This window comes from Sorangium sp. So ce394, from assembly GCF_051474665.1.
Classification (GTDB): domain Bacteria; phylum Myxococcota_A; class Polyangia; order Polyangiales; family Polyangiaceae; genus Sorangium; species Sorangium cellulosum_D.
The window spans coordinates 12,383,609-12,393,424 of sequence record NZ_CP150339.1 but is presented as its reverse complement, the minus strand read 5'-3'; the positions used below and the strand labels follow the sequence as shown (position 1 = coordinate 12,393,424).

Below are 9,816 nucleotides of genomic sequence, written 5' to 3'. Positions count from 1 at the left end.
CCGATGAGCCTATCTGCAGCTTCGAACGTGCCCGCCCTGGACCAGGTGCCTGTGGCGCTGAAACCGACCCTCCACGCGGGCCTCGTCGCCGAGCTGGCCGAGCGTCACCGGCGGCGCGCGCCGTACGATCTCGGGGATCATCCGCTGCTCGAGCGGCAGCGGCAGCGGGAGTCGAGCGCCCGCACGTACCCGCGGCGCCTGCCGCTGGCGCTGGCCCGCGCGCAAGGCGTCTATGTGGAGGACGTCGAGGGGCGCGTGTTCATCGACTGCCTGGCCGGGGCCGGCACCCTGGCGCTCGGCCACAACCACCCTGCGGTGATCGAGGTCATGGAGCGCACCCTGCGCTCGGGACTGCCGCTCCACGGGCTCGATTTCACGACGCCCGTGAAGGACCGATTCATGCAGGACGTGCTCGGCGCGCTGCCGGCCGATTTCGCCCGCTACGCGCGCATCCAGTTCTGCGGCCCCACCGGGGCGGACGCCGTCGAGGCCGCGCTGAAGCTGGCCAAGATCGCCACCGGGCGCGGCACGGTGCTCGCGTTCCACGGCGCGTATCACGGCATGACGCAGGGCGCGCTCACCTTGATGGGCAATCTCGGCCCCAAGGTGGCGCTCGGCCACAGCCTGCACGGCGTCCAGTTCCTGCCGTATCCGTACGCGTACCGCTGCCCGTTCGGGCTCGGCGGCGACGCCGGCGTGGCGGCCTCGCTCGCCTACATCGAGAACCTGCTGTCCGACCCGGAGAGCGGCGTGCCCAAGCCGGCTGCCATCATCATCGAGGCCGTGCAGGGCGAGGGCGGCGTCATCCCGGCGCCCGTGACGTGGTTGAAGGGGCTGCGGGGGCTGGCGACCCGCTACGATATCCCGCTGATCCTCGATGAGGTGCAGTCGGGCTTCGGACGCACGGGACGCATGTTCGCCTTCGAGCACGCCGGCATCGAGCCGGACGTCGTGGTCCTGTCGAAGGCGCTGGGCGGCGGGCTGCCGCTCTCGGTGGTGGTGTATCACGAGCGCCTCGACGCCTGGCGGCCGGGCGCCCACGCGGGCACGTTCCGCGGCAATCAGCTCGCGATGGCGGCGGGGTCGGCCACGCTCGCGGTCCTGCGCGCCGAGCGCCTCGACGCCGCGGCCGCGGAGCTCGGCGCGCGGCTCATGCAGCAGCTCGCCGCGCTCGGCGAGCGGTTCGCGTGCATCGGCGACGTGCGCGGCCGCGGCCTGATGGTCGGCGTGGAGCTCGTGGACGCGGCGGCCGTGCCGAACGCGCTCGGGGCCCGCCCCGCCCACCCGGAGCTCGCCGCGCGCGTGCAGCACGAGTGCTTGCGGCGCGGGCTGATCGTGGAGCGCGGCGGGCGCCACGGCAGCGTGATGCGGTTCCTCCCGCCGCTCGTCATCACGGCCGCCCAGCTCGACGAGGCGGCGAGGATCTTCGGTCAGGCGCTCGCGGCCGCCTGCGCGTAGCCGAGGGGCGCGCTTCAGAAGGAGAACTCGACATGCTCAATCTAACGGCCATGGGCCTCCAGGTCAGCGAGATCGAACGGGTGGGCTCGCTGTCGGTCGAGGCGTTTCGACGGACGTACTACAAGACCAAGACCCCGGTCGTCATCGAGGGCGGCGCGTCCTCGTGGACGCGTCGGTGGAGCTTTGACTGGCTCGACGAGAAATACGGCTCGCAAGAGATCGCGTTCAGCACCGATCCCGTGGGCGCGGAGAAGGTCGGCCGCGTCCGGCTGAGAGACTATCTCCGCAGCCTCGACGCGACCGAGGCGTATGGCGATCAGCTCGAGGCGAGCGATTTCCGCGGGATCTCGGACTACTACGAGGTACCAGCGTACGTCCCGATGCCGCGCCAGCTCACGGTGGCCTTGTGGGTGGGGCCGTCAGGGACGATCGCGCACTTCCACAAGGATTACTATTATCAGATCCCATTTCTCCGCAACGAGAACTGCTTCGTGCAGATATGCGGGAAGAAGCAGTTCGTGCTGGTGCCGCCGGCCTACGACGAGTGCATGTGCACCGCCAGCTCCGACAGCACGAATGTCAAGAGCGAGATTCTCCTCAACGCCTGGGACCGCGTCAAGCATCCCAGGCTCGCGGAGGTCAGGATGGTGCAGACGGTCGTGGGGCCTGGCGACATCCTGTATTTACCGAGGGATCATTGGCATTACGTCACGTCGCTCGAGAAGAGCATCTCGCTGAGCTTCTGGTGGTACCCGGAGAGCCTCGTGGACAAGCTCATGACCTACCGGGCGCAGCTCGAGGCAGGGCGGGATCCGGGCCTTCCCGAGATCACGGCCCAGGACGTCGAAGAGTTCGGCGGGATGGCCCAGGTGATGCACGCGTGCTCCATGCTTCCGCCCGGTTTTCGGCAGATGCTCACCGCCGCCGTCGGCATGGTGCGGTAGACTTCGCTCCTCGAGCGAGCGGACCGCCGGCAGACTTCTCCCGCTCTGGCGCGGTGCCCCGCGGGGCCAGGCCGGGTGTCTCAGCGTCGCTGGCGTGCGACGGATTGGGGCTGTGGGCAGGGCGCGGTCGCGCGCTCAGGAGCCGTTCGTGGCGAGGAGCTCGCGGGCGTCGCTGACGACGGCGGCGCGGCGGATCCACCGGTCCAGCTCGGCGATGTCGGTGCTCGCGAGCACGCGCTCTTGGACGTCGGCGGGGACCTCCAGCCCGCGGGCCTCGAGGAAGGCCAGCACATCGTGCGCCTTGGTCTTCAGGGTGCCCTCGCGCACCCCTTCCTCACGGCCCTCCTGCTTGCCCTGGGCCACGTAGCTACGCGCGAACTCGCTCTGATACTGGTATCCGCTCTTCATCATCGCCTCCAACGTCCGCCTCGCCGCTGCGTTCAGCGAGGATAGCACCACGTCCGCGTACAGCGCCCGGCGCTCCTCATCGAGCCCGGCTGCCGCCGCCAGGAACGCCACCCCGATCGCCTCCCCCGCCTCCCCTTCCCCGTGCGCCATCGCCGACAGCACCACCACCTCCGGCGCCGCCTTCGCCTGCTCGGCGTCTGTGACGACCGGGACGCCCTCGGGCCCGAGCACCAGCGGCGTCAGCGTCCAGCCTGGGTGGCCCGTATCGATCGGCCGCGCGCTCCACCGCGCCATCGCCGCATCGATCGTCACCACCAGCAGCCGCGTCGGGCAGCGGTGCCGCGCCCTCGTCTGGGTCACGTACACCGGCCAGACGTACGGCTTGTCCCGGTCCACGCCGAGCTGGACCTCGACCACGATCGCCATCGCCGGCCGCTGCTGCTCGCTCGCCAGCAGCACGACGATGGCGTCCGCCCGCCGCTCCGAGGGCACGACCTCGGCCAGGTCCGAGGACTCGACGCGCGCCTCCGTGAAGGCGGGGACCGGCTGGCCGAGCGCGTCTTGCAGCATCTCGGCGGCCAGCCTCGGGCGGTTCTTGAACAGCTCGACCAGGGCTTCATGCGTGACTGAGGGCATCGGGTCATCTCTCGGGTGGTTGCAGCCATGCTGATTTTTCCGGGCGGTGTGCCCGGCTCCTGCGGCAGCTCCCGCACGCGCCGGAGCAGCCGCCTCCCACCTCGTAAATTCCGGCCACCTTCCCGGATTCGTCACGCGATCCGACCTACCCTGCTGGTCACCCCCTGCCGGAGGCGCGTCGTCTCGACACGGGGCGGCGTCTCGGTTCGCCTTGCAGCGCGGAGGGCCGATCGCTCACCGGGAAAGCATAGGAGTCACGCGACATGTCACGACCCGAAGACTTCTCCGAATCCACCAAGCAATCCGCCCTGTGCCGGCAGTATTTCCGCTGCGGGAGCTGCGGCGAGCACATCGCAAGCATCGACAGCACAGGAAAATCAGCGCATTTTTACGGCGAGGCGGCGCAGGCGCATCACATACGCCCCATCCGATTCGGCGGGACGAGCAGCGTGGACAACTGCGTCATCCTCTGTCAATCGTGTCATTACTCCGCGCACGAGGGTGGAAGGTACCGCTCGGGAACCATCATCGGCGACACAGGGGATTACGCCTACTACAACGGATAGACATCCAGCCATCCGCCGCCGCCCGCTGGAGGGCGCCGCGCACCTTCCCGGAGCGGCCGAACAGGCCGAGCTCTAGCGGGCTGCTCGGCGCCTTCGAGCCCGGCGCCTCACCCGACCGGACCGCGATCCCCCGCCCCGTGCCCGCAGCCTCGCCGCGGCTCCGGCTCGCCCTTCGCCGCTCTCGGCGGCTCCGGCTCGCCCTTCGCCGCTCTCGGCGGCACCGGGCCGCACGAGCAGTCGAGGCACCCGTGATCGGCGCAGGTCCCGCACGACGCGGCCACCTGCTTGCGGAGCGCCTCGCGCGCGCGGAAGAGGCGCACCGCCGCGTTGTTCGCGGTGATCGACGCCTCCTCGGCGAACGCCTGGACCGAGAGCCCGTCGACCTCCACGCGCTGGAGCGCGGCGGCGTACTCGGGCTTCAGCGTGCCGGCCAGCGCCCGGACGCACTGGCACACGGCGCGCTGCTCCACCTGCGGCTCGGCCACCTCGTCGAGCTCGGCGGCCAGCGCGGCCATCGCCCGCTCCGACGCCCCCTTGCGCCGGAAATGGTCCACCACGGCATTCCGGAGGGTCCGATAGAACCACGCCGTGGCGGACTCATCGTTGCGCAGGCTGTCGATGCGGCCGATGCCCCGCACGAACGCGTCCTGCAGGATGTCCTCGGCGACCGCCCGGTTGCCGACCTTGCGCTCCAGGAATCGCAGGAACTCCCGGTGGCTCTCGACCAGCGTCGCGACCACATCGGCCGAGCTCCCAGGCGCGGCGCCCTCCGCGCTCGCAGGCTCGGCCTCCTCCCTCGCACGCTCGGTGCCTTCCGGGGCTCGCTCGGTCTCGCTCATGACGCATGAGGCTAACCTCGGGGCCCGCCTGCCGCCACCCCGCCCCCGCTTCCGCCGCGCCGCTCCCACTTCCGCCACCCGCCTGCCGCCGCCCCAACGCAAGGGCCCGGGAGCCACGACACAAGGAGCCACGCCGCAAAGGGATGGCCACCGTGAAAGGGATGGCCAGCGTGACCGGCGGGGTCACAATGTCCGCGTCATCGTCAACTTGGAGGCCGGCGTGATGCTGCAAAGGGTGCTCGTCCTGGTAAGCGTGGGACTCGTGTCGGCCTGCTCCGGGGCAGACCCGGACGCCGCTCCGGAGCCGCCGCTGCTCTGCAAGGCCTCACCGGACTGCGCCCCCGCGCCCGAAACGCCCCTGTGCGATCAGGTGCGCGGCGAGTGCGTCGCGCTCCCGCCCGGATCCCCGATCGGCGTCAAGGACGGCAGTCCGTCGTCGGTCGCGCTCGTGCTGGTCCACGAGCAGGACAGGCAGCGTGAGCCGACCGATCTCGACTTCAACCCCGAGCGGCCCGAGGAGCTCTGGGTCGTCAACCGCCAGGATGACAGCGTGATCATCATCACGCGGCCCGGCGCGCCCGACAGCGCCTCGATCCGCCTCCGCGACCCGGCCGCAGCGCACTTCATGGACCGGCCGCCGGCGATCGACTTCGGCGACGCAGGCACGTTCGGGGTCTGCGGCGACAACGACAACGGCGGCAATGACTTCATGGGTCCGACGCTCTTCTCGTCGGACCTCGCGGTCTTCGCGAAATCGACGCCCGACGGCCTCGGGTCGCACCTCGACATGCTCCACTCGAGCCCCTTCTGCAAGGGCATCGCGCACGAGGCGGGCAACGTCTATTGGGTCTTCAACGGCCACGACCTCGCGCTCGACCGGTACGACTTCGCCCACGATCACGGCCCCGGGAACGACGACCACGCCGACGGCGCGATCCTCCGCTATGCCGCCGGCGAGGTGCTCGGCAGCGACGACGCGCCGAGCCACGTCTTCTATCGCGCCGAGGACCGCCATCTCTACGTCGCCGACACCGGTCACGGCCGGCTGCTCAAGCTGGATACCGCGAGCGGCGCGCCCGGCGCGGGCTTCGACGGGCAAGAGCCGGTCAGGGCGCGCAAGCACGTCGACGGGGCCACGCTGACCGAGCTCGTCCCCCCGGGGACGCTGGAGGCGCCGAGCGGGATCGAGGTCCACGAAGGCATCGTCTACGCCACCGATCACGCCACCAGCCGATTCTATGCCTTCGATCTGACAGGACGGCTGGTCCGCACCCTGGATACCGGCCTGCCGGCCGGCTCGCTCGCCGGATTCACCTTCGGGCCGGACGGCAAGCTCTACTTCGTCGACCTGCGGTCGAGCCGCGTCTACCGCATCGATCCCATCCTGTAAGCGCCGCGCGGCCCGACCTCGGCCGGCCGCGCGGCGTTGCCTGGCCGCGCAGGGGGCGCCCGGGCCGAACCGGCGGAGCGCAGCGGCGCGGGCGCGGTGTAATGAAGCCGGGCGGCTGCGTCTTCGGAGGTGAGCGGCCGCGGGGTCGCCGAAAGGAAGACACCATGAAAGAGACTACCCTCCAGGTCGGCGGGATGAGCTGCCCGTCCTGCATTCGCCACATCGACGGCGCGCTGCGCGAGCTCGACGGCGTCGCCAAGGTCGACGTCCGCCTGCGCGAGGGCGCCGTCGTCGTGCAGCACGACCCGGCCCGCGCGCCCGTGGACGCGCTGGTCGAGGCCGTGCGCGGGGCCGGCTACGACGTGCGCTCGCGCGCCGCCTGAGCGACCGCGCTGGCCGGGCTCACTCGCCGCCCGCCGCCGCGCTCGCTTCGGGCGCGGCGAGCAGCGCGTCGAGCTCGGCCTCGCCCCTGTCCTCCGCCCGCCTGCCCCGGCGGCGGCGGAGCCACTCGGCCGCGTCGTCGAAGAGCGAGTAGGCCACCGGCACCGCGAGCAGCGTGAGGACCAGGGAGAGCGACTGGCCCCCCAGCACGATGGCCCCGGTCGTCCGGTTCTGGCCCGAGCCGACGCCGTGCGAGAGCACGAGCGGGATCATGCCGGCGACGAAGGCGATCGTCGTCATCAGGATCGGCCGGAGCCGGTCCTTGTTCGCCTGGAGGATCGCCTGGAGCCGCGGCATCCCCTCGGCCCGCAGGTGGTTCGTGTGATCGATCTGGAGGATCGCGTTCTTCTTCACCACGCCGAAGAGCACGAGGAGGCCGAGCCCCGAGAAGAGGTTCAGCGACTGGTCGAAGAGCTTCAGCGACAGCAGCGCGAACGGCACCGTGAGCGGCAGCGAGAGCAGGATCGTGATCGGGTGGAGCCACGACTCGAACTGCGCCGCGAGGATCAGGTACATGAACACGAACGCGAGGCCGATGACCACGGCGAAGCTCGTCGCCGTGCTCGCCGTGTTCTTCGAGCTCCCCACCGCCTGCGTGGAGTAGCCCGCCGGCATCTTCTGCTCGGCGATGATCCGGTCGAGCGCCGCCTGCACCGCGGTGTCGCCGACGCCGGGCGCGGCGTTCGCGCTGATCGTGATCTGCCGGCGCCGGCCGAGGCGGCCGATCGACGAGGGCCCGCTGTCGGGCTCCAGCGCGACCACGCTGTCGAGCGGGACGGCGCCGTGCTTGGACGAGGGGACCGAGAGGAACGAGAGGCCCTGCGCGTCCGCCCGGTGCCTCGCGTCGGCGCGCACGCGGACGTCGTACTGCTCGCCGGCCTCCGAGTACGTCGAGACCTTGAGCCCGCCGACGAAGAGCTGGAGCGCGCCGGCCACGTCGGCCACCTGGACGCCGAGATCCGCGGCGCGATCGCGATCGATGATCGCGCGGAGCTCGGGCTTGCCCACGACGAGGCTGTTGTCGACGTCCACCGCGCCGGGGACCTTCCGCAGCTCCTCGGTGATGCGCGTCGCGTACTCGGCCAGCCGGTCGAGATCCGGCCCCTGGAGCGCCACCTGGATCCGCCCCGTCGCCTGGCCGCCGGACGAGATCGCCTGCACCTCGCCGGCCGTGACGCGCAGCTCGGGCGGCAGCTTCGCGAGGATCTCGCCGCGCGCCTTCTGCATGATCTCGAGCTGCCCGAGCGCGCGCTGCTCCGGATCGACGAGCATCACGTAGATCTTGGCGACGTTCGAGGCCTGCTGCTCCCCCTCGCCGACCGTCATGAGCGTGCTCGTGACGCCCGGGAGCCGGCGCACGTCGTCGGCGATCCGCTCGGCGATGAGGCGGGTCGAGGTGAGGCTCGTCCCCTCCGGCGCGCGCAGGCTGATCTCGAACTGCGCCTGATCGTCCTCCGGGAGGAACCCGGCGGGCAGCGTCTTGGCGATGGGGCCGCACGAGCCGAGCGCGGCCACCGACGCGACGACGATCACCCAGCGCCGCTTCATCACCCACGCGAGCGCGGCCATGTAGGCGCGCTCGATCGGCCGGTAGAAGACGTCGACGGCGCGCTCGAGGATCGAGGGCTTCGCGTGCGCGCCCGCCTGCCTGTGCCCCGAGAGCCACCGCGCGGCGAGCGAGGGCGTGAGCGAGAAGCTCACGACGAGCGAGACCCCGATGGCGAAGGCCATCGTGAGGCCGAAGCTCTTGAGGAAGCGCCCCACCATGCCGGGCATGAACGCGACCGGGATGAAGACCGCCATGAGCGAGAGCGTGGTCGCGAGCACCGCGAGGCCGATCTCCTTCGTCGCCAGGACGGCGGCCGGGAACGGCTTCATCCCCTTCTCGTCGATGTAGCGGACGATGTTCTCGAGCACGACGATCGCGTCGTCGATCACGATGCCGACGGCGAGCGCGAGCGCGAGGAGCGTGAGGAAGTTGAGCGTGAAGCCGGCGACCCACATGACCGCGAACGTCCCGATGACCGAGATCGGGATGGCGAGCGCCGCGATCAGCGTGCTGCGGGCGTTGCCGAGGAAGAGGAGCACCACCGCCGCGGCGAGGAGGGCGCCGAGCACGAGGTGCTCCTTCACGGCGGCGATGCCCGTGCGGATCACCCGCGAGCCGTCGCGCACGACCTCGATCCTCGTCCCCTCGGGCAGCGAGCGCTGCACCTCGGCGAGGCGCGCCTTCACCGTGTCGACGACGGCGACGGTGTTCTGGCCCGACTGCTTGACGATCGACAGGAGGACGGCGCGCCTCCGGTCGAGCTGGGCCCACGTCTTCTCCTCGGCGCGGCCGTCCTCGACGCGGGCGACGTCCGCGAGGCGCACGGCGCGGCCGTCCTGCTGCCGGAGGACGATGCGGCCGAGGGCCTCGGGCGAGTCGACGCGCCCCATCACGCGGAGCGTGAGGTCCTCGGGGCCGGTCTCGACGCTGCCGCCCGGGGTCATCAGGTTCTGCGCCGCGATCGCGCGCTGCACCTCGGCCGCGGTGATCCCCTGCGCCCTGAGGGCGATCGGGTCGAGCCAGACGTTGATCTGCCGGCTCTGCGCGCCGATCACGTTGACCTGACCGACGCCGGAGATGCCCTCGATCTGCCGGCGCACCTGCTTGTCGGCGATCTCGCTGAGCTCGCGGATCGGCCGGTCCGACTCCACGGAGACGAGCAGCACCGGGGCCGCGCCGAGGTCGATCCTGCTCACGATCGGCGGATCGATGCCCTTGGGCAGGCTGGGCAGGACGGCGCTGATCTTGTCGCGCACCTCCTGGGCGGCGACGTCGGCGTCCTTCTCCAGCGTGAAGCCGACGACCACCTGGCTCACGCCCTGGCTCGACGTCGACCGGAGGTCCTCGATGCCGCTGATGGTGTTCACCGCGCCCTCGATCCGGTCGGAGATCTCGGTCTCGACCTCCTCGGGCGCCGCGCCGTCGAGGCGCGTCGTGACGACCACGTACGGGACGTCGATGTCGGGGAACTGGTCGAGGCCGAGCCGGGTGTAGCCGGCGGCGCCGAGGACCACGATGACCAGCATGAGGACCGACGCGAAGACGGGCCTCTTGACGCAAACGCGGGCGAGCCACTGCATGACGA

8 protein-coding genes are annotated in these 9,816 nt (G+C 71.1%); 5 read left to right on the top strand and 3 right to left on the bottom strand.

Annotated features, from left to right (window positions below):
• The first annotated feature begins 3 nt into the window (after positions 1-3).
• Positions 4-1,458, top strand: a complete 1,455-nt coding sequence (locus tag WMF33_RS45800; protein WP_437334469.1) for a diaminobutyrate--2-oxoglutarate transaminase — start codon at positions 4-6, stop codon at positions 1,456-1,458.
• 32 nt (positions 1,459-1,490) lie between these two features.
• A complete protein-coding gene (locus WMF33_RS45795) occupies positions 1,491-2,402 on the top strand; it encodes a cupin-like domain-containing protein (protein WP_437334468.1) in 912 nt (303 codons plus the stop codon).
• A gap of 135 nt (positions 2,403-2,537) precedes the next feature.
• Here WMF33_RS45795 and WMF33_RS45790 read toward each other — a convergent pair whose 3' ends face one another.
• A complete protein-coding gene (locus WMF33_RS45790; protein WP_437334467.1) occupies positions 2,538-3,446 on the bottom strand; it encodes a hypothetical protein in 909 nt (302 codons plus the stop codon).
• A gap of 263 nt (positions 3,447-3,709) precedes the next feature.
• Here WMF33_RS45790 and WMF33_RS45785 point away from each other — a divergent pair, with 263 nt between their 5' ends.
• Positions 3,710-4,012 (top strand): HNH endonuclease, encoded by a 303-nt coding sequence (locus WMF33_RS45785; RefSeq protein ID WP_437334466.1) that lies wholly within the window; start codon positions 3,710-3,712, stop codon positions 4,010-4,012.
• Positions 4,013-4,119: 107 nt separating this feature from the next.
• Here the strand turns inward: WMF33_RS45785 and WMF33_RS45780 are convergent, their stop codons facing one another.
• The gene (locus WMF33_RS45780) at positions 4,120-4,851 is read right to left on the bottom strand and encodes an RNA polymerase sigma factor (RefSeq protein WP_437334465.1); all 732 of its coding nucleotides are present in this window, start codon (positions 4,849-4,851) and stop codon (positions 4,120-4,122) included.
• Positions 4,852-5,074: 223 nt separating this feature from the next.
• Between WMF33_RS45780 and WMF33_RS45775 the strand changes: the two genes are divergently transcribed.
• Together WMF33_RS45775 and WMF33_RS45770 are read left to right on the top strand one after the other, a co-directional pair.
• Complete coding sequence (locus WMF33_RS45775; protein ID WP_437339581.1) at positions 5,075-6,241, top strand: hypothetical protein; 1,167 nt, start codon at positions 5,075-5,077, stop codon at positions 6,239-6,241.
• Between the two features lie 164 nt (positions 6,242-6,405).
• A complete protein-coding gene (locus tag WMF33_RS45770) occupies positions 6,406-6,624 on the top strand; it encodes a heavy-metal-associated domain-containing protein (protein ID WP_437334464.1) in 219 nt (72 codons plus the stop codon).
• Positions 6,625-6,643: 19 nt separating this feature from the next.
• On the opposite strand, the gene WMF33_RS45765 is transcribed toward WMF33_RS45770, so the two are convergent.
• Positions 6,644-9,811, bottom strand: a complete 3,168-nt coding sequence (locus WMF33_RS45765) for an efflux RND transporter permease subunit (RefSeq protein WP_437334463.1) — start codon at positions 9,809-9,811, stop codon at positions 6,644-6,646.
• Positions 9,812-9,816 lie beyond the last annotated feature (5 nt).

Excerpts from the sequence above, each read along its gene's own strand:
- WMF33_RS45800 (WP_437334469.1), top strand. The coding sequence starts at position 4 with ATGAGCCTATCTGCAGCTTCGAACGTGCCCGCCCTGGACCAGGTGCCT.
- WMF33_RS45795 (WP_437334468.1), top strand. The coding sequence starts at position 1,491 with ATGCTCAATCTAACGGCCATGGGCCTCCAGGTCAGCGAGATCGAACGG.
- WMF33_RS45780 (WP_437334465.1), bottom strand. The coding sequence starts at position 4,851 with ATGAGCGAGACCGAGCGAGCCCCGGAAGGCACCGAGCGTGCGAGGGAG.
- WMF33_RS45765 (WP_437334463.1), bottom strand. The coding sequence starts at position 9,811 with ATGCAGTGGCTCGCCCGCGTTTGCGTCAAGAGGCCCGTCTTCGCGTCG.
- WMF33_RS45785 (WP_437334466.1), top strand. The coding sequence starts at position 3,710 with ATGTCACGACCCGAAGACTTCTCCGAATCCACCAAGCAATCCGCCCTG.
- WMF33_RS45770 (WP_437334464.1), top strand. The coding sequence starts at position 6,406 with ATGAAAGAGACTACCCTCCAGGTCGGCGGGATGAGCTGCCCGTCCTGC.
- WMF33_RS45775 (WP_437339581.1), top strand. The coding sequence starts at position 5,075 with ATGCTGCAAAGGGTGCTCGTCCTGGTAAGCGTGGGACTCGTGTCGGCC.
- WMF33_RS45790 (WP_437334467.1), bottom strand. The coding sequence starts at position 3,446 with ATGCCCTCAGTCACGCATGAAGCCCTGGTCGAGCTGTTCAAGAACCGC.